This window comes from Agrobacterium sp. 22-221-1 (assembly GCF_053522445.1).
On the sequence record NZ_JBNWCL010000017.1, the window covers coordinates 81,194 to 100,242 of the forward strand.

The 19,049-nt window shown below is 60.7% G+C and carries 15 protein-coding genes; 12 read left to right on the forward strand and 3 right to left on the reverse strand.

Going from position 1 to position 19,049, the window contains the following annotated elements:
• The first annotated feature begins 5 nt into the window (after positions 1-5).
• The 10 genes from ACQZ5N_RS21335 to ACQZ5N_RS21380 all read left to right on the forward strand — a co-directional run bounded on the left by ACQZ5N_RS21335 (position 6) and on the right by ACQZ5N_RS21380 (position 10,724).
• Positions 6-806: a tRNA1(Val) (adenine(37)-N6)-methyltransferase gene (locus ACQZ5N_RS21335; RefSeq protein WP_448734032.1), complete on the forward strand. Its 801-nt coding sequence runs from the start codon at positions 6-8 to the stop codon at positions 804-806.
• 91 nt (positions 807-897) lie between these two features.
• On the forward strand, positions 898-1,764 hold the full coding sequence (locus ACQZ5N_RS21340; protein ID WP_448734033.1) for a S49 family peptidase: 867 nt from the start codon (positions 898-900) through the stop codon (positions 1,762-1,764).
• Positions 1,765-1,784: 20 nt separating this feature from the next.
• Positions 1,785-1,979 (forward strand): NfeD family protein, encoded by a 195-nt coding sequence (locus tag ACQZ5N_RS21345; protein ID WP_020813606.1) that lies wholly within the window; start codon positions 1,785-1,787, stop codon positions 1,977-1,979.
• A 100-nt stretch (positions 1,980-2,079) separates the two neighbouring features.
• Positions 2,080-3,042 carry a glycine--tRNA ligase subunit alpha gene (locus tag ACQZ5N_RS21350; RefSeq protein WP_035236061.1) on the forward strand — a complete coding sequence of 321 codons (963 nt, stop codon included), beginning with the start codon at positions 2,080-2,082 and terminating at the stop codon, positions 3,040-3,042.
• 98 nt (positions 3,043-3,140) lie between these two features.
• Positions 3,141-3,533 carry a hypothetical protein gene (locus ACQZ5N_RS21355; RefSeq protein ID WP_059760684.1) on the forward strand — a complete coding sequence of 131 codons (393 nt, stop codon included), beginning with the start codon at positions 3,141-3,143 and terminating at the stop codon, positions 3,531-3,533.
• Positions 3,534-3,652: 119 nt separating this feature from the next.
• Positions 3,653-4,204: a LemA family protein gene (locus ACQZ5N_RS21360; protein WP_020813610.1), complete on the forward strand. Its 552-nt coding sequence runs from the start codon at positions 3,653-3,655 to the stop codon at positions 4,202-4,204.
• 87 nt (positions 4,205-4,291) lie between these two features.
• Complete coding sequence (aroA, locus tag ACQZ5N_RS21365; protein ID WP_448734034.1) at positions 4,292-5,569, forward strand: 3-phosphoshikimate 1-carboxyvinyltransferase; 1,278 nt, start codon at positions 4,292-4,294, stop codon at positions 5,567-5,569.
• A gap of 22 nt (positions 5,570-5,591) precedes the next feature.
• Positions 5,592-7,529: a DUF2207 domain-containing protein gene (locus tag ACQZ5N_RS21370; RefSeq protein WP_448734035.1), complete on the forward strand. Its 1,938-nt coding sequence runs from the start codon at positions 5,592-5,594 to the stop codon at positions 7,527-7,529.
• A 100-nt stretch (positions 7,530-7,629) separates the two neighbouring features.
• Positions 7,630-9,996, forward strand: a complete 2,367-nt coding sequence (gene glyS / locus ACQZ5N_RS21375) for a glycine--tRNA ligase subunit beta (protein WP_448734036.1) — start codon at positions 7,630-7,632, stop codon at positions 9,994-9,996.
• 242 nt (positions 9,997-10,238) lie between these two features.
• Positions 10,239-10,724, forward strand: coding sequence for a DUF523 domain-containing protein (locus tag ACQZ5N_RS21380; protein ID WP_448734037.1), 486 nt, complete (start codon positions 10,239-10,241; stop codon positions 10,722-10,724).
• Between the two features lie 117 nt (positions 10,725-10,841).
• On the opposite strand, the gene ACQZ5N_RS21385 is transcribed toward ACQZ5N_RS21380, so the two are convergent.
• From ACQZ5N_RS21385 to purD, 3 genes are all read right to left on the reverse strand, one after another.
• Entirely contained in the window at positions 10,842-12,665 is a 1,824-nt protein-coding gene (locus tag ACQZ5N_RS21385; RefSeq protein WP_448734038.1) for a methyl-accepting chemotaxis protein, read from the reverse strand.
• A 325-nt stretch (positions 12,666-12,990) separates the two neighbouring features.
• On the reverse strand, positions 12,991-13,500 hold the full coding sequence (locus ACQZ5N_RS21390; protein WP_142778740.1) for a plant virulence effector HPE1-like domain-containing protein: 510 nt from the start codon (positions 13,498-13,500) through the stop codon (positions 12,991-12,993).
• A 157-nt stretch (positions 13,501-13,657) separates the two neighbouring features.
• Entirely contained in the window at positions 13,658-14,929 is a 1,272-nt protein-coding gene (gene purD / locus ACQZ5N_RS21395) for a phosphoribosylamine--glycine ligase (RefSeq protein ID WP_448734039.1), read from the reverse strand.
• Positions 14,930-15,142: 213 nt separating this feature from the next.
• On the opposite strand from purD, the gene ACQZ5N_RS21400 reads away from it, so the two are divergent.
• Positions 15,143-17,461, forward strand: a complete 2,319-nt coding sequence (locus tag ACQZ5N_RS21400; RefSeq protein WP_448734040.1) for a Tex family protein — start codon at positions 15,143-15,145, stop codon at positions 17,459-17,461.
• A gap of 168 nt (positions 17,462-17,629) precedes the next feature.
• Complete coding sequence (locus ACQZ5N_RS21405; RefSeq protein WP_174022391.1) at positions 17,630-18,886, forward strand: SAM-dependent methyltransferase; 1,257 nt, start codon at positions 17,630-17,632, stop codon at positions 18,884-18,886.
• Positions 18,887-19,049: the final 163 nt, after the last annotated feature.

Below are 19,049 nucleotides of genomic sequence, written 5' to 3' on the forward strand. Positions count from 1 at the left end.
CGGCAGTGGGCGACGGCATTTCCGAAACGATCGACGCCTTTCACCGGGGCCGGTTTCACATCATCCAGCCGAAGGGCAGGGGGCACCGGGCCGGCATGGACGCCATGCTCCTGGCGTCATTGGTGGCGGATGAGCGTGCCTGCCGGATCGCCGATCTCGGCGCGGGTGCGGGTGCGGCCGGCATGGCGGTTGCCGCGCGGCTCGAAAAGGCCGAGGTGACGCTGTACGAACGCTCGCCGGAAATGGCGCAATTTGCCCGCCGCAGCCTCGAACTGCCTGAGAATGCTGCCTTTTCTGCCCGCGTCAGCGTGCGCGAAGCCGATGTGACCCTGCGGGCGAAAGCACGCGCCGAAGCGGGGTTGCCCGATGATCATTTCCATCACGTCATCATGAACCCGCCCTATAACGACGCGGGCGACCGCCGCACGCCGGATGCCCTGAAGGCCGAAGCGCATGCCATGACCGATGGCCTGTTCGAAGACTGGATCAGGACCGCAGGCGCGATCATGGTGCCGGGTGGGCAGCTTTCCCTGATTTCAAGGCCGCAATCGGTGGCGGAGATCATCGCCGCCTGCGGCAGCCGTTTCGGCGGCCTCGAGATCACCCTCATTCATCCGCGCCCTGGCGAGGACGCGGTGCGTATGCTCCTCACCGCCATCAAGGGTTCACGGGCGCGGCTGTCCTTCCGCGCGCCGCTCATCATGCATGAGACCGGCAGCCATGCCTTCACCCCATTCGTCGATGACCTGAACAATGGCCGCGCCGCCTATTCGCGTAATGTAAGGGCAATCCGGACCGCGTCATAAATATCGCCGTTCCGCCGCTCGCAAACCATTGTGTTTTCCGGGGCGATACATACATCCCTGACGAACGGATAAATGCTGCGAGGATTGAGTAGTGGGTTTTCTGAAGTATCTGGTGCCGAAACGCTTTCGTAAAAAAGAGCTCGTCATCCCGGTGGTGCGCATGCACGGCGCGATCATGGCCGGCGGCAACCAGTTCCGCCCCGCCCTCAATCTCGCCTCCTATGCGCCGCTTCTGGAAAAGGCCTTCGCCGTCAAGGATGCCCCGGCTGTCGCCATTTCGCTCAACTCGCCCGGCGGTTCGCCGGTGCAGGCGCGGATGATCTATAACCGCATCCGCCAGCTCGCCGAGGAAAAGGAAAAGAAGGTCCTGATCTTCGTGGAGGACGTTGCAGCCTCCGGCGGCTACATGATCGCGCTTGCCGGCGACGAGATTATTGCCGATCCTACCTCCATCGTCGGTTCCATCGGCGTCGTTTCCGGCGGCTTCGGTTTTCCGGAAATGCTGAAGAAGATCGGCGTGGAGCGCCGTGTCTATACGGCCGGCGAGAACAAGGTCATCCTCGATCCCTTCCAGCCGGAAAAGGAAGGCGATATCGATTACCTGAAGTCGCTTCAGGTCGAAATCCACAATGTTTTCATTGATATGGTCAAGATGCGCCGCGGCTCGAAACTGAAGGGCGACGAGGCGATCTTCTCCGGCCTGTTCTGGACCGGCATGCGCGGCCTCGACCTCGGCCTGATCGACGGGCTGGGCGACATGCGCGAGGTTCTTCGCCGCCGTTACGGCGAGAAGGTCAAGCTCCAGCTCGTCAGCGGCGGGCGCACTCTGTTCGGCAAAAAGGTGCCGGGCGTGAATGCTGCTCTGAACCTGAATGCCGAAAGGCTGGCCGCCGGTGCCGTCTCGGGGCTTGCGGAGGTTGCCGAAGAAAAGGCATTGTGGTCGCGTTTCGGTCTATGATGTCTCGGGAATAAAGCCTTATGGCGCAGCTCATTACAATTCTTCTTCTGGTGGTGGGATCCGTCATCCTATACCGCCGCTTTGTCCGCGATGCGGAAAAGCTCTCGGCGAAATCGAAACAGCGCGAGAAGGAACGCGAGACCGGCGCCATCGGCACGCTGATCAAGGACCCGGAAACCGGCGAATACCGCGTGAAGCGCGAGGATGAGACCTAAGGCGGCGTCTCCACGCATAAAACCTTGACCCTCACGCCATGCCGTGGCACCAGTCCGCATCCGAAGTAAGTCAATGCTTACTTGTCCTCCTAACGCCGCGATGACTGCAATGACCGATGTTCCCGACCATATGAACCCGAAGCGTTCCTTTCAGGCGCTGATCCTGACGCTGCATAATTACTGGGCCGACAAGGGCTGCGCGGTGCTGCAGCCCTACGATATGGAAGTGGGCGCGGGCACGTTTCATCCGGCGACGACGCTTCGCGCGCTTGGTCCCAAGCCATGGAAGGCCGCTTATGTGCAGCCCTCGCGCCGCCCGTCGGACGGCCGTTACGGCGAAAACCCCAACCGCCTGCAGCATTATTACCAGTATCAGGTCATCCTGAAGCCCAACCCTTCCAACCTGCAGGAACTCTATCTGGGTTCGCTGAAGGCGATCGGCCTCGATCCGCTGCTGCACGATGTGCGCTTCGTCGAAGACGACTGGGAAAGCCCGACGCTCGGCGCCTGGGGTCTTGGCTGGGAATGCTGGTGCGACGGTATGGAAGTGTCGCAATTCACCTACTTCCAGCAGGTCTGCGGCATCGAGTGCTCGCCGGTCGCGGGTGAGCTTACCTATGGTCTGGAGCGTCTCGCCATGTATGTTCAGGGCGTCGACAATGTCTATGACCTGAACTTCAACGGCCGCGAAGGCGAAGAGAAGATTTCCTATGGCGACGTCTTCCTGCAGGCCGAGCAGGAATATTCCCGCCATAACTTCGAATTTGCCGATACCGCCATGCTGCATCGCCATTTCATCGACGCCGAAAAGGAATGCCAGGCGCTTCTCGCTGCCGGTGCGCCCGGTGATGACGACAATCAGCGCCTGCACAAATGCGTGTTCCCGGCCTATGATCAGTGCATCAAGGCCAGCCACGTCTTCAACCTTCTGGATGCACGCGGCGTAATTTCGGTCACGGAACGCCAGAGCTATATCCTGCGCGTGCGCACGCTGGCGAAAGCCTGCGGCGAAGCCTTCCTGCTGACGGATGCGGGCGGGCTGAACTGGAACAGGGCCGCCTGATTTTTGAAGGCAGATTCAAGCCGAAGCTTCTAATGAATTTGAAAGGCCGTTCTTGACGGCCTTTTATTTTGTGTTGATTGGTTATGTGAAACATCGTGATGGATTTGATTATGAATATTAGAAGCTTAGTTTTTTTGCCTGTATTGATGCTTGCATGTTTCCTCGGTAACGCTGCGGCTGCCGAAACGACTGAATGGATGAGCGGCAATGATGCCTTTCGCCGAGCAGACAAGCTGCGTAGTTTCGGAATGATCGTCACCCGCATGGATTGCAAGGACAGCGGCCAACGGACGCTCGATGTCGGTAGCGCGCTTGTCCGCATGCACTACACGCAAAACTCGAAAATGCTCGACTGGAGAATAGACGGCTGGAATCATCTGGGTGAGAACAAGGACTATTGGGCCGAACGCGGCTACAGGCTTGCCTCACACACCGTTTTTGTAAGGAAAACATCCGGTCTGCGATTATACTGCACCGTCTACAATAAATGACGCGCAGCACTGGTCGCGGTTTTATCCTCTCGGCAAAAACGGACAGAATGAGCGAAGCCCCATGACTTTGCGGCGATGAGCGGCTATCGTGCGCGCAACGAAGCTGGGAATCGCAATTCATGTTCATCACGCTGGCAATCATCGCGGCAATCGCGCTTTATGTCGTTTTCATCTATAACGGCCTCGTCAAGGCGCGGCAGATGAAGGAAGAGGCGTGGTCGGGCATCGACGTGCAGCTGAAACGCCGCGCCGATCTCATTCCCAACCTCATCGAGACCGTGAAGGGTTACGCGGCGCATGAAAAGAGCACCTTCGAGGAAGTGATCGCCATGCGCAACCGGGCGCAGGCCGTGCCGGCGGGCGATGTCGAAGGCCGCGCCCAGGCGGAAGGCCTGCTATCGCAGGCGCTCGGCAAGCTCTTTGCGCTTGCCGAAGCCTATCCCGATCTCAAGGCCAATACGAATTTTCTGGAATTGCAGCGTTCGCTGGAAACCATCGAAAGCGAAATCCAGATGTCGCGCCGTTATTACAATGGCGCCGCCCGCGATCTCAACGTCAAGGTGGAAAGCTTCCCCTCCAATCTGGTCGCAGGCCAGTTCGGCTTTGCCAAGGCGCCCTATTTCGAGATCGAGAACCCGGCCGACCGCGCCGTGCCGACAGTGAAATTCTAAGCGCACTGTTCCCCCGGCGGCTTAAGACCTCCCGTTCAAATTCCGATAATCCGGCCCCGCGCCGCATTCTTTGACAAGACGACAATCATGATCGAACTGACCATCACCCCGCCCGACCATCCGCTCTCCGGCAAGGTCGAGCCGCCCGGCTCCAAATCCATCACCAACCGTGCGCTTCTCCTGGCTGGTCTTGCCAGGGGCAAAAGCCGGTTGACCGGCGCACTGAAAAGCGACGACACGCTTTATATGGCCGAAGCCCTGCGCGAGATGGGCGTCAAGGTAACCGAGCCAGACGCCACCACCTTCGTGGTGGAAGGCACGGGTGTATTGCAGCAGCCGGAAAAGCCGCTTTTCCTAGGCAATGCCGGCACCGCCACACGATTCCTCACCGCTGCTGCCGCGCTTGTGGATGGCGCCGTCATCATCGATGGCGACGAGCACATGCGCAAACGCCCGATCATGCCGCTGGTGGAGGCTCTGCGCTCCCTCGGTGTCGAGGCGGAAGCGCCGACCGGTTGTCCGCCTGTCACCGTCTGCGGCAAGGGCACAGGGTTCCCGAAGGGCAGCGTCACCATCGATGCCAACCTTTCCAGCCAATATGTGTCCGCACTTCTGATGGCGGCCGCCTGCGGCGACAAGCCTGTCGATATCATCCTCAAGGGCGAGGAAATTGGCGCGAAGGGTTATATCGACCTCACCACATCGGCCATGGAAGCCTTCGGCGCGAAGGTGGAGCGGGTCAGCAACGCCATCTGGCGCGTGCATCCGACGGGTTATACAGCGACCGATTTCCACATCGAGCCGGATGCCTCCGCCGCCACCTATCTCTGGGGCGCGGAGCTTCTGACCGGCGGCGCGATCGATATCGGCACGCCCGCCGATAAATTCACCCAGCCGGATGCCAAGGCCTATGAGGTCATGGCCAAGTTTCCGCATCTGCCCGCCGAAATCGACGGTTCGCAGATGCAGGACGCCATTCCGACCATCGCGGTTCTGGCCGCCTTCAACGAGACGCCGGTGCGTTTCGTCGGCATCGCCAATCTGCGCGTCAAGGAATGCGACCGTATCCGCGCCGTCTCGCTCGGCCTCAACGAAATCCGTGACGGTCTGGCGCATGAGGAGGGCGACGACCTGATCGTGCATGCCGATCCGGCTCTTTCGGGCCAGACAGTCAAGGCTTCCATCGATACCTTTGCCGACCACCGCATCGCCATGAGCTTTGCGCTGGCGGCGCTGAAGATCGGCGGCATTGCCATCCAGAATCCGGTCTGCGTTGGCAAGACCTATCCCGGTTACTGGAAAGCGCTCGCCTCGCTGGGCGTCGATTACACCGAAAAGGAAAGCGCTGCCGAGCCGCAGCACTGAGCCATTGAGGAGGGACCGCCCCGTGAAGACCATCGCCGCAAGACTTCTCGCGCTGTTCGTCTTCCTGGGCGCGGCCTTCCCGGCCTTCGCGGAGGAATTCATCCGCTCCTACCATTCCGTCATCGAGGTGGCGGCGGATGGCAAGCTGACGGTGACGGAAACCATCACCGCCCGTGCCGAGGGCCAGAACATCAAACGCGGCATCTTCCGCGATTTCCCGCTTTATGCGCTGGATGCGAATAACCGCCGCACGAAGGTGGATTTCAACGTCGTTTCGGTGGAGCGCGATGGCGCGCCGGAAAACTGGCGCACCGAGAATATCGATGGCGGCATCCGCATCTATACCGGCAGCGCCGACCGCTTTCTGCCGACCGGCGAGCATATCTTCCAGATCACCTACACCACCGCCCGGCAGATCCGCTATTTCAGCGATTATGACGAGCTGACCTGGAATGTCACCGGCAATGGCTGGCAATTCCCCATGGGTGAGATTTCCGCCACCATCACGCTGCCGCAGGGCGTCAGGGCCACCGATACAGCGGTCTTCACCGGTCCGCTTGGTGCGAAGGGCAAGGATGCGCGCATTCTGAACGAAGGCAACGAGGTGTTCTTTGCCTCCACCCGCCCGTTTACGGTTGGCGAGGGCATGACGGTCGCCGTCAAGCTGCCCAAGGGCGCGATTGCCGCACCTGACACTTCGCAGGAGGCGGGCTGGTGGTTGCGGGATAATCTCGCCATTCTGCTTTCGGGCGGCGGGCTTTTCGCCGTGCTGCTCTATTACCTGCGGGCGTGGTTCGCCGTCGGCCGCGATCCGGCGAAGGGCGTGGTCGTGCCGCGCTGGGATGCGCCGGAGGGGCTTTCTCCGGCTCTGGTCAATTACGTCGATAATCGCGGTTTTTCGGGCGCTGGCTGGACGGCGCTCTCTGCCTCGGCCCTTGATCTTGCGGTAAAGGGTTATGTCGTTCTGGAAGATTTGAAGAACGCCATCGTCATTCGCCGCACGGAAAAGGCAGCCGCCACCGATCTGCCGACCGGCCAGAAGACGCTGCTTGCCTCCATCGGCAGTCCGGGCGAGACGCTGACCATCGACAAGGCCCATGGAGCGGAGGTGGAAAAGGTAGGAAAACAGTTCCGCGCGGCGATAGAGAAAGAACATCGCGGCAAATATTACCGCAGCAATGCCGGTTACACCGTCTTCGGCATCTTCCTCAGCATCGCCCTCATCGTCGCGACGTTGATCTTCGGCGATCTGGATGAAAGCGCCATTGCCGCCGTCCTCGTCTTCGGCTTTTTCGCCTTCTTCTTCAGCATTCTTTCGATCGGCATCGGCCGCCAATTCTCGCGCGGCGCGCCGTTGCGCAAGCGGATCGGCGGCATCGTCATGCTGGCTTTTGCCGGTTTCGTGGCCTTTTCCGCCATTGGCGGCATCGCCACGCAAATCCTGCTGGATGTGACGCATGACACCAAGTCGCTGGCGCTGGCCGCCATCGGCGGCATCGTGCTCACCAATGCGCTGTTCCTGTTCCTGATGGGCGCGCCGACGCCGCTCGGCCGCAAGCTGATGGATGGCATTGAGGGCCTCCGAACCTATCTGACGTTGGCGGAAAAAGACCGGATGAACATGGCTAGTGCGCCCGCCATGTCGCCGCAGCATTTCGAGACATTGCTGCCCTATGCCGTGGCGCTCGGCGTCGAAAAACCTTGGAGCCGCACCTTCGAGGCCTGGCTCGCAACGGCCGCTGCCGGTGCCGCTGCTGCAAGTTATACGCCCGGCTGGTATGCGGGCAGCAATTACGGAACCTTTGGCGACAGGATCGGCGGCTTTTCCACCTCCATGGCCAATACCATCGCCTCCACCATTCCCCAGCCCGTCAGCTCCTCCGGCTCCAGCTTTTCGGGCGGTGGCGGCGGCGGTTTTTCAGGCTCCGGCGGCGGTGGTGGCGGCGGCGGCGGCTGGTAACGCCCGCCGGCGGTAATTTAACCGAATGCCTTGGTGACTTTTGCCGCGTTGCTTGCTAAGCCGACCGCAAACGTCCGACAACAGATAAAGTCCTGATCCCATGCCCGATCTTCTGCTTGAACTCCGCTCCGAGGAAATCCCTGCCCGCATGCAGCGCAAGGCGGCGGGCGATCTGAAGAAACTCGTCACCGATGCCTTGGTGGAGAGAGGGCTGACCTATGAGGGTGCGCGCGAATATTGGACGCCGCGCCGCCTGACGCTGGATATTCGCGGCCTCAACGCCCGCTCCGCCGATGTGCGTGAAGAAAAGAAGGGCCCGCGCACCGACGCCAACGAAAAGGCCATCGAGGGCTTTCTGCGCGGCGCCGGCCTCAACGACATTTCGGAAGCACAGGTCGTTTCCGATCCGAAGAAGGGCGATTTCTACATCGCCATCATTAACAAGCCCGGCCGTCCGGCGGAAGAGATCATCGCGGAAGTGATGCCCGGCATCATCCGCTCCTTCCCCTGGCCGAAATCCATGCGCTCCGGCCCGGCCTCCATGCCGAAGGGGTCCAGCTATGCCGGTATCGAAGGCAAGGGCTCGGAAAGCCTGCGCTGGGTGCGCCCGCTGCAATCCATCGTCTGCCTCTTCGGCCCCGAACATGACGAAACCCAGGTCATTCCATTTGTGATCGACGGCATCGTCGCCGGCAACGTCACCTATGGCCATCGTTTCCATGCGCCGGGCCCGATCACCGTGCGCCGTTTCGAAGATTATGTCTCGAGCCTCGAAAAGGCGAAGGTCATTCTCGATGCCGAACGCCGCAAGGATATCATCCTGCACGACGCCAAGGATCTGGCTTTCGCCAACGGTCTGGAACTGGTGGAAGATGAAGGCCTGCTGGAAGAAGTCTCCGGCCTCGTCGAATGGCCGCAGGTGCTGATGGGCACCTTCGAAGAGGATTACCTGCAAATCCCGGCGGAAATCATCCGCCTCACCATCAAGACCAACCAGAAATGTTTCGTCACCCGCAATCAGGGTGCGGAGGAAGGTCTTTCCAACCGTTTCATCCTGATCTCGAACATCGAGGCGAGCGATGACGGCAAGGAAATCATCCATGGTAACGGCAAGGTCGTGCGCGCCCGCCTGTCGGATGCCCGCCATTTCTGGAACCGCGATCAGGGCGATCTGCCCGATCTCGAAACGCTGAAAGATTCGGCTGCGAAATTCGGCCTCGATCTCAAGAAGCCGCTCGACCAGCGCATGGCGAAGCTCGATGCGCTGAACGTTACCTTCCATGCCAAGCTTGGGACGCAGGGTGAGCGCGTGGCGCGTATTCGCGAACTGGCGAAGGCGCTGGCCCCGGTTGTCGGCGCCGATGCCGATCTGGTGGACCGCGCCGTGGTACTGGCCAAGGCCGACCTGCGCACCGAAGCTGTCGGCGAATTCCCCGAGCTTCAGGGCCTGATGGGCCGCAAATATGCGACGCTGCAGGGCGAAAACGAAAGTGTGGCCGCTGCCATCGAAGACCACTACAAGCCGCAGGGTCCCTCGGACCGCCTGCCGGCCGACAAGGTGGCGATCACGGTCGCTCTGGCCGATAAGCTTGATACGCTCGTCGGTTTCTGGGCCATCGATGAAAAGCCGACCGGCTCGAAGGACCCATTCGCGCTGCGCCGCGCGGCGCTGGGTGTGGTCCGCATTCTGCTGGAACGGAATGTGCGTCTGCCGCTAAGTGAAGCAATTCGAATTCCAATGATTTTGATCATGATGGAAATCGAGAATAAAGATCGTGAAGCTCGATTCCCGATACAGCAGTACTTTGATATCGCGTTTGCAAAACGACGTGAATGGACTGACGCTGAGCGCGCGGAAGAAGTTTCTCGGGTGTATGCCGATTATGTGAAGTTTACAGATGCACCCGATGACGGAGGAGAGTTCCTTAGGAATGTGGCTGAGCGCCCCAGCGACCTTCTCTCCTTCTTCCATGATCGCCTGAAAGTTTACCTCCGTGACCTCGGCGCGCGTTACGATCTGATCGACGCCGTTTTGACGCCGGAATCCGACGATCTCCTGATGATCGCCCGCCGTGTCGAGGCGCTCACCGCCTTCATCACCGGCGAGGATGGCCGCAACCTTCTGGCAGGCGCCAAGCGCGCCACCCAGCTTCTGGCTGCCGAGGAAAAGAAGGGCACGGTAGTGGCCGATGGCGTTTCGGAAGAGCTGTTGAAGCTCGATGCCGAAAAGGCGCTTTATGCGGCGATCAAGACCGCCTCTGCCGACGCTGCGAAGACTGTTGCGGGCGAGGATTTCCGCTCCGCCATGCAGGCGCTCTCCACACTTCGCGCACCGGTCGACAAGTTCTTTGAGGATGTGCTCGTTAATGACGAGGATGCGGCCATCCGTGCAAACCGTCTGGCGCTGCTGAAGGCTATTCGCGAAGCGACTGGAACGGTTGCGGATTTCTCGAAGATTACGGGGTGAGGGGGTTCGGGGTAGCCAGGTGTGTCAGCGTGCTTGGTTCACCCCCCTCTGCCCTGCCGGGCATCTCCCCCTCAAGGGGGGAGATCGGCAAGACGGTGGCTCCCCGCTAAAATTTGCAACGTCGACGATGATCGACACGTTGCCACGATTCGATCTCCCCCCTTGAGGGGGAGATGCCCGGCAGGGCAGAGGGGGGTATTTTCGGCTTCCACGTTTGCCGGGATCGTTTTAGATTGATCGACATGACCCCCAAAATCCTCATCAGCGCCTGCCTCCTCGGCCAACCTGTCCGTTATGATGGCAGAGGCAAACCCTTCTCCCACCCGGCGATAGACCGCTGGCGAAGCGAGGGCAGGATGGTGACGATCTGTCCGGAGATGGCGAGCGGCATGCCCGTGCCGCGCCCACCGGCGGAAATCGAGAAGGGTGCCTCCGGCGTCGATGTGCTGGAGGGCCGCGCCCGCGTGCTGGAAATGACCGGCGGCGATGTCACGGCGCAATTTATCGCCGGTGCGGAAAGAGCGCTGGCCTTCGCCAGAGCCAATGGCTGCATATACGCGCTTCTGATCGACGGCAGCCCGTCCTGTGGGTCGGTTGCGATATATGACGGTTCGTTTTCTGGCGTCAAACATGCGGGCAATGGGGTTACGGCGGCGCTGCTCGAAAAAGCCGGCATTGCCGTATTTTCACCTGCCGATATCGACCGGCTGGATGCGCTGACCCGTTAGAGTGTTTTGGCGCATTTCCGGACGGAAAACCGGGTTCCACTTTTCCTGGAAATGCTTGAAAAGAAAAGCGCCGGAGTTTCCCCCGGCGCCGTCGTTCATCGATAGCTCTCGGGCCTGTCACCCCGCCATACGCATCTGCTCTGCCATGCCATGAAGCTGGTGGCCGGAAGAGACGCGGAAGCCGCGGATGAGGTTCAGCAGTTCCTCGGTGTCGACGGCGAGCGCTTCCGCCGAAGCCGTGGTTTCTTCCGCCATCGCCGCATTGTGCTGGGTGGCGACATCGAGCTGGTTGAGCGACGAGGAGATCGAGCGCAGCGTCGTATCCTGTTCGGCGGCCGAATGGGCGATCTTGCTGACGATCTCGTTGGCGGATTTGATCTGGTCCGAAATCCGTTTCAGCGCATCGCCGGCCTCGCCGACAAGGCGCACGCCGTTTTCCACCTGGGCGGAGGAGCGGGCGATCTGGTCCTTGATCTCCTTGGCGGCGGCGGCGGATTTCTGCGCCAGTTCGCGCACTTCCTGCGCTACCACGGCAAAGCCCTTGCCGGCCTCACCCGCACGCGCCGCTTCCACACCGGCATTCAGTGCCAGAAGGTTGGTCTGGAAGGCGATGTCATCGATCACGCCGATGATGTTGGAAATCTGGTCGGATGACTGTTCGATGCCGCTCATCGCGGTGATCGCCTCTTCCACCACCCGGTCGCTGCGCATGGTTTCGGAGCTGACGGTGGTGACGCGTTTGGCGGCGTCGGCCGCCCCTTCCGCCGTCTGGCGCACCGCAACCGTCAATTCATCGAGAGCGGCCGAGGTTTCTTCCAGATTGGCAGCCTGCCGTTCGGTGCGCTGTGAAAGCTCGTTGGAGGCCTTGCGGATTTCTTCCTTGGAGCCGCCGATGTCGATGCTCTTGGAGTTCACCTTGGCCATGGCGGCGTCGAGATGGATCAGGGCCTCGTTGAAATTGTCGCGCAGCGCCGCATAACGGTTGCCGAGATCGCCGCAACGTACGGTCAGATCGCCGCCCGCCAGCTTTTCCAGCGCCTCGCCGATGGTGGTGACGACACGCGCCTGCAATTCCGCCTCGTCGCGCTGCATGTCGAGATTGTTCTGGCGCTCCGCATTGAGCTGCCGCTGCTGTTCTTCCTCACGGCGCTGCATGGCATGGCGCTCACGCACCTTGTCCTGAAGCGAGGCGGTGGCTTTCGCCATCATGCCGACCTCGTTGGTCAGGCCGGTATGGGGAATGGCGAGCGAGACGTTTTCATTGGCCACTTCACCGAGCGCACGGTGAATGTCGCCAAGCGGCTTCGAAATGCCACGGATGACGTAGAAGGCGGCGGCAAGCGCCAGTACGAAGATGGCGGCACCGATGGACAGCGCCTTCATCACCTCGCCGCGCACCTGCGCGTTCAGATCGTCAATATAAACGCCGGTCACGACCACCACCTGCCACGGCTCGAAGGCAAGCGCATAGGAGCTCTTGGCGTAGTCATTGCCTTCCATGCCGGGCTTCGGACCATAAAAATCCGTCTGGCCGCCGCCATTGCGGCCAAGCCGCACCAGCTCGTCGCGATAGGCGAAACCCTTGCTGTCTGGCTTGCCCTTGAAGCTTTCGCCGACGCGCTTGGCATCGGGATGGAACTTCATCGTCACGTCGTAGTCGTAACCGAACAGATAGCCGTCCGGCGTGAAGCGCATGGCGCTGACAGTCGCGTAAGCCTGTTTCATGGCCTCGTCGCGCGAAAGCGTTCCGGCCTTTTCCTTGTCGTGGAAGGATTGCAGGATGGAGATCGCCGATTGCACCTGCGTCCGCAGCATGCCGTAGCGTTCCTCATAGATCGCATCGGTGGCGGATTTCAGCTGGTAAAACGTCGCCACGGCGAAGGCGGCCATCAGGGCCACCACGAGAACGATCAACTGACGGGAAATGGAAAGGTTCTTCATGGGCGCTCACAAGCGTTTGGGATCGCGCGCCTGAAAACGCCGCGCGGTACCGATGTTTCGGAGAAGGAAGAGGCGCATGATGCGCGATAAAAGGGCCAAAAAGCGCGTGTCCGCGCCGTGGCCTCATCCTGTGCTGCATCGCACTATAGACGCACTTAGCGGCTAAAAATTTGAATAAATATTTAATTAGCGAAAGCTTTATCAGGCCCGACAGGCAGAATAAGCGGGGGAAAAGCAATATTCCCCGCATGGTTGCGGCGCCATTTCGGGAATGCAGCGATGACGCGATTATTTGACCTTCGTCATGAAATGCGTCATCGGCCGGTCAATTGCCGCGCAATTTGAAATCCGGGAACTGGGGGGCGCCGATCACCGAGGCGCTGGCCGGTTCGGCTGCGTTTTCGGGGGAAATTTCCTTGACGGCTGCCGTGGTCGTCGTCACGTCGATGCCGGCCGGTGTCGAAACCGTCTCAGCGGGATGTGCCACGGGTTCTGCGTCGTCATAGGTCGCGATGGCGGTGCTGGAGGTTTCCGCCATCCATGCGGGATTGGTGCTGACGAAGGTAACGGGCGCGCCGCCAAGCCAGGCTTCTGTGCGCAGCAGGGTGCGCTTGCCGTCGACTTCGCGCATTTCCGTGTGTTGCGTGCCCGGCTCAATGGAGGGAACGGCATAACCCTGCGCCACGGCTTTGCCCTTCATGGGCTTGCAGCCCGCGCAATCGCGACGAATGAAGCTGCCATTGGCCACATGCACGCCGTTTATATATTCGATGGAAGACGCCATCGCCGACCCGCCGGTCAGCGCGACAATCGCTGTCAGAAAAAGACGACGCATCGAAAAACCCCCGAAATGACGGCGCGGCCTCGTGATCGAGACACAATGCGCCATTCAATGTTCCGGCAAGTATTACCGATGTTTCGTTTCCATCGGGTCAGCAAACTTGGTAAAAATTGAACGAAATATTCGCGCCCAATCCCGTTTGCTTTAAGGATCAGGCCTTCTCGCGCGCGACTGCCTGCCAGCCGATATCGCGGCGGCAGAAGCCGTTTTCCCACTCCACCTTGTCGGCCAGCGCATAGGCGCGTGCCTGCGCTTCCGTGACGGTCTTTCCAAGGGCGGTGACGTTCAGCACGCGTCCGCCCGTCGCCACCAGCCCGCCGTCCTTCAGCGCGGTTCCGGCATGGAACACCTTCGCCTCTTCGCTGGCCTCGGGAATATGGGCGATCGGCGTGTTCTTGTCGTAAGCGCCGGGATAACCCTTCGAAGCGAGAACGACGGTCAGCGCCGCATCGTCGCGCCATTCCGCCTCCACCTTGTCCAGCGTGCCGGTGGCGGTGGCGTAGAGGATCGGCAGCAGATCGCTTTTCAGGCGCATCATCAGCACCTGGCATTCGGGATCGCCGAAGCGGACATTGTATTCGATCAGTTCCGGGCCCTTGGCGGTAATCATCAGGCCTGCGAAAAAAACACCGGAGAAGGGATTGCCATCCTTGGCCATGCCCGAGATCGTCGGCTCGATGATCTCCTTCATGGTGCGCTCCACCATGGCCGGTGTCATCACAGGGGCAGGGGAATAAGCGCCCATGCCGCCGGTATTCGGGCCGGTATCGCCATCGCCGACGCGCTTGTGATCCTGCGCGGTGGCGAGCGCCAGCGCGGTCTTGCCATCGGAAAGGCAGAAGAAGCTCGCTTCTTCGCCATCGAGGAAGGCCTCCACCACCACTTCGGCGCCGGCTGCGCCGAAAGCACCGTCGAAGCAGTCGTCAATCGCGGCAAGCGCTTCGGCTTCCGTCATGGCCACGGTCACGCCCTTGCCGGCGGCAAGCCCGTCCGCCTTGATGACAATCGGCGCGCCCTGTTGACGAACATAATCCTTGGCCGGTTCAGCGGATTTGAAACGCTGGTAAGCGCCGGTCGGAATATCGTAGCGTGCGCAGAGATCCTTGGTGAAACCCTTGGAACCCTCAAGCTGGGCGGCTGCCTTCGAGGGGCCGAAAGTGGCAATGCCGGCGGCGCGCAGATCATCCGCAAGACCGGCAACCAGCGGCGCTTCCGGGCCGACGACGACGAAGTCGATTGCCTTTTCCTTGGCAAAGGCGATGACGGCCGCATGGTCTTCCACGTTCAGCGCCACCAGCGTCGCATGGTCGGCAATGCCGGGATTGCCGGGGGCGGCATAAAGCTCATCGAGCAGGGGAGACTGGGCGATTTTCCACGCCAGCGCATGTTCGCGTCCGCCGGAACCGATCAACAGAACTTTCATGGTCAATACCCCTGCAAATTCGCCAGTAACGTTGTGTCAGGGGCGTTAAGGGCAGGGGGGCGAAAGGTCAAGGAGAAAGCGCCGCAAATGCCCGTCTTTCCCTTGAACGCCGCCTTTCCTGTGGAATCGTTGCCGCCTCTTGTTGTCACGCCACAATCAGACATTATGTTCGCCGCTCCAGATGTGACATCAGAGAACCCCCAAGAGTCCCCTATGACCGCAGACAATGCCCGCCTCGCCTCGCTCATCGCCTCCGAAATCAACGCCCGCCCCGATCAGGTGAAGGCGGCGGTAGCCTTGCTGGATGAGGGCGCGACTGTTCCCTTCATCGCCCGTTACCGCAAGGAGGTGACCGGAGGGCTGGATGACACGCAGCTTCGCACGCTTTCGGAACGCCTCGTCTATCTGCGCGAACTCAATGCGCGCCGCGCTTCCATCGTCGATTCCATCACCGGCCAGGGCAAGATGACCGATGAACTGATGGTCAAAATCATGCAGGCGGGCACTAAGGCGGAGCTGGAAGACCTCTATCTGCCCTATAAGCCGAAACGCCGTACCCGTGCCGAAATCGCCCGTGAACGCGGTCTCGGCCCGCTGGCAGAAGCCATCTGGGAAAACCGCGCCGCCGATCCGGCGAAACTGGCGGAAGCTTATGTTCAGGGCGAGGTGGCCGATGTGAAGGCGGCACTTGAGGGCGCGCGCGACATCGTGGCGGAAACCATGACGGAAAATGCCGATCTTCTCGGCCGCCTGCGCGACTACATGCGCCAGAACGCCACTTTCCGCGCCAAGGTCGTGGATGGCAAGCAGGCGTCGGGTGAGAAATTCTCCGACTATTTCGATCATTTCGAGCGCTGGGCGACGGTGCCGGGCCACCGGGCGCTGGCCATGCTGCGCGGCTGGAACGAGGAAGTGCTGACGCTGACGATCGATGTCGATGCGGACGATCCCTCACCGGTGAAACCCGCACAGCGCACCATCGCCGCCGCCTTCGATATCCGCAATGCCGGCCCCGCCGACCAATGGCTGATGGAAGTGGCAGGCTGGACGTGGCGGGTAAAGCTTTCCATGTCGCTTTCGCTCGATCTGATGCGCGAATTGCGCGAGCGCGCGGAAGAAGAGGCGATCCATGTTTTCGCCCGCAATCTCAAGGATCTGCTGCTGGCCGCACCGGCCGGCTCCCGCGCCACCATGGGTCTCGATCCGGGCATCCGCACCGGCGTCAAAGTGGCGGTGGTGGATGGCACCGGCAAGTTGCTTGATACCACGACGGTCTATCCCTTCCCGCCGAAGAACGATGTGCGCGGCACGCAGGCGGAACTTGCTGTCCTCATCCGCAAGCACAATGTCGAGCTGATCGCCATCGGCAATGGCACCGGCAGCCGCGAGACGGAAAAGCTGGTCGCCGATCTTCTGGCGCAGATGCCCGCTTCGGGCGCAAAGCCCACCAAGGTCATCGTCTCGGAGGCGGGCGCTTCGGTCTATTCCGCTTCGGAACGGGCGGCGGCGGAATTCCCCAACCTCGATGTTTCGCTGCGCGGCGCCGTCTCCATCGCCCGCCGCCTTCAGGATCCGCTGGCGGAACTGGTGAAGATCGAGCCGAAATCCATCGGCGTCGGTCAGTACCAGCATGATGTCGATCAGGGCCGTCTCAGCCGCTCGCTCGATGCTGTCGTGGAAGATGCGGTGAATGCCGTCGGTGTCGATCTCAATACCGCCTCTTCGCCGCTTCTGGCGCGGGTGTCCGGTCTTGGCAGCTCGATTGCCGATGCCATCGTCGCCCATCGCGACCAGACCGGCCCCTTCGCCAGCCGCAAGGAGTTGCTGAAGGTGCCGCGCCTCGGCCAGCGCACCTTCGAGCAATGCGCCGGCTTCCTGCGCATCCCGAACGGCAAGGAGCCGCTGGATGCTTCCTCGGTTCACCCGGAAGCCTATGGCGTAGCAAAAAAGATCGTCGCCGCCTGCGGTCGCGATCTGCGCTCGCTGATGGGCGACAGCGCCGCGTTGAAGGCGCTCGATCCGAAGACGTTCATCGACGAGCAATTCGGCCTGCCGACCGTGAAAGACATCATCGCCGAACTGGAAAAGCCCGGCCGCGACCCGCGCCCGAGCTTCAAGACCGCGACCTTTGCCGAGGGTGTGGACGAGATCACCGATCTGAAGCCGGGCATGCTTTTGGAAGGCACCGTCACCAATGTCGCCGCCTTCGGCGCTTTCGTGGATATTGGCGTGCATCAGGACGGGCTAGTGCATGTCTCGCAACTCGCCGACCGTTTCGTGAAGGACCCCCATGAGGTCGTGAAGGCGGGCGATGTGGTCAAGGTGCGGGTCGTGGAAGTGGATGTGAAGCGCAAGCGCATCGGTCTCACCATGCGCAAGGATGGCGGCGAGGCAGCGCCGCAGCCGATGCGCGAAAAGGGCAATGCCAGCGCCATGCGGCACGCGACATCCAAACCGAAAGAGCGCAACGAGGGGTCGCAAACCGGTGGTGCGCTTGCCGCCGCTCTGGCTGAAGCCATGAAGCGACGCTGACCTGCGGTTGAAATGATTTTTTACTAAAAAGCCCCGCCGCACACCCCGGCGGGGCTTTTTGCTTGATGAAATCGTTCAATTTTTTTGAAATAAGACTATCTTGAAACTTGTGCCGAAAGGAATACGGTCAGCGAAATTGATAAGTGAGACTTAGCAATTGGGGGTGCCATGGCGTCGTCTCTGCATGTTCTTCTCGAAAAGATAATCAAGACCGGTGATCTCACCGTCAACAGCCCGGGCGGCAGCCGTACATTCGGCAACGGCGCGGGAAAAAAGGTGGTTCTGAACTTCACCGACGAAGCCGCCATGCAGGAGATCGCCGCCGATCCGGCGCTGAAGCTGGCTGAAATGTATATGGAAGGCCGGGCGAAGGTCGCGGAAGGCGACATCTACGATTTTCTGGCGCTGGTCAAAGGCAATACGCTGAGCGAGGCCCTGTCCTTCGGCATGATCTGGCGCGGCATGGCGCGCATCATCGCCGCCCGCATCAAGATGCATCTGCCGGTCAACCACAACAAGAGCAACGTCGCCCATCATTACGATCTGAGCGCCAAGCTGTTCGATCTCTTCCTCGATGAGGACTGGCAATATTCCTGCGCCTATTTCAATCCGCCTGGCATCAGCCTCTATGAGGCGCAGGTTGCGAAAAAACGGCACATAGCCGCCAAGCTGATGACCGAGCCGGGCCAGAGCGTGTTGGAAATCGGCTCCGGCTGGGGCGGCATGGCGATGTATATTGCCGAAAGCGCCGGTGCGGATGTGACCGGCATCACGCTCAGCGAAGAACAGCTGCGCGTTTCCCGCGACCGCGCCGCCAAACGCGGCCTTGCGGCAAATGTCCGTTTCGAATTGCAGGACTATCGCTACCTGCCGGCTTCGAAAAAATACGATCGCATCGTCTCCGTCGGCATGTTCGAACATGTCGGGCCGACCCATTATCGCGACTATTTCGACAAGGTGGCGGAGGTGCTGGACGACAGGGGCGTGATGGTGCTGCATTCCATTGGCCAGCCCTATCCGGCGCTGGCGACCAATCCCTTCATCGAAAAATATATTTTCCCCGGCGGTTATATTCCCTCGCTTGCCGAGGTGCTGCCGGCCATCGAAAAGTCACGGCTGCTGGTGAAGGATATCGAAATCCTGCCCATGCATTACGCCCATACGCTTCGCCACTGGCGGGAGCGTTTCGTGGCGCGCAGGGCCGAAGCGGTAGCGCTTTATGACGAACGCTTCTTCCGCATGTGGGAGTTTTATCTGGCGGGGTCGGAAATGGCCTTTACCCACGAAAACTTCCACATTTTCCAGATCCAGATCGCCAAGGATCGCGATGCCGTGCCGCATAGTCGCGACTACATTGCGCAGAACGAGGCGAAGCTGCTGGAATTCGAGAAGACGCGCGCGCCGCTGGAGAAGGTGACGTTCTGACCACGGCGTAGGTGACGGGCGACCGAATTGTGGAGATTGTTGACAAACATCTCCGCAATCTCGGCGTCATCCTCGGGCTTGTGTGGAGGATTTGTGGTTTACTGGATGCATCAGCCGGGCATCGCAAACCCGGCTGATGCAGGCAGGCGGCCGTTTTTTCGGG

Coding starts and splice junctions, on each gene's coding strand:
- ACQZ5N_RS21345 (WP_020813606.1), top strand. CDS start 1,785: ATGGCGCAGCTCATTACAATTCTTCTTCTGGTGGTGGGATCCGTCATC.
- ACQZ5N_RS21350 (WP_035236061.1), top strand. CDS start 2,080: ATGACTGCAATGACCGATGTTCCCGACCATATGAACCCGAAGCGTTCC.
- ACQZ5N_RS21355 (WP_059760684.1), top strand. CDS start 3,141: ATGGATTTGATTATGAATATTAGAAGCTTAGTTTTTTTGCCTGTATTG.
- ACQZ5N_RS21360 (WP_020813610.1), top strand. CDS start 3,653: ATGTTCATCACGCTGGCAATCATCGCGGCAATCGCGCTTTATGTCGTT.
- aroA (WP_448734034.1), top strand. CDS start 4,292: ATGATCGAACTGACCATCACCCCGCCCGACCATCCGCTCTCCGGCAAG.
- glyS (WP_448734036.1), top strand. CDS start 7,630: ATGCCCGATCTTCTGCTTGAACTCCGCTCCGAGGAAATCCCTGCCCGC.
- ACQZ5N_RS21380 (WP_448734037.1), top strand. CDS start 10,239: ATGACCCCCAAAATCCTCATCAGCGCCTGCCTCCTCGGCCAACCTGTC.
- ACQZ5N_RS21385 (WP_448734038.1), bottom strand. CDS start 12,665: ATGAAGAACCTTTCCATTTCCCGTCAGTTGATCGTTCTCGTGGTGGCC.
- ACQZ5N_RS21390 (WP_142778740.1), bottom strand. CDS start 13,500: ATGCGTCGTCTTTTTCTGACAGCGATTGTCGCGCTGACCGGCGGGTCG.
- purD (WP_448734039.1), bottom strand. CDS start 14,929: ATGAAAGTTCTGTTGATCGGTTCCGGCGGACGCGAACATGCGCTGGCG.
- ACQZ5N_RS21400 (WP_448734040.1), top strand. CDS start 15,143: ATGACCGCAGACAATGCCCGCCTCGCCTCGCTCATCGCCTCCGAAATC.
- ACQZ5N_RS21405 (WP_174022391.1), top strand. CDS start 17,630: ATGGCGTCGTCTCTGCATGTTCTTCTCGAAAAGATAATCAAGACCGGT.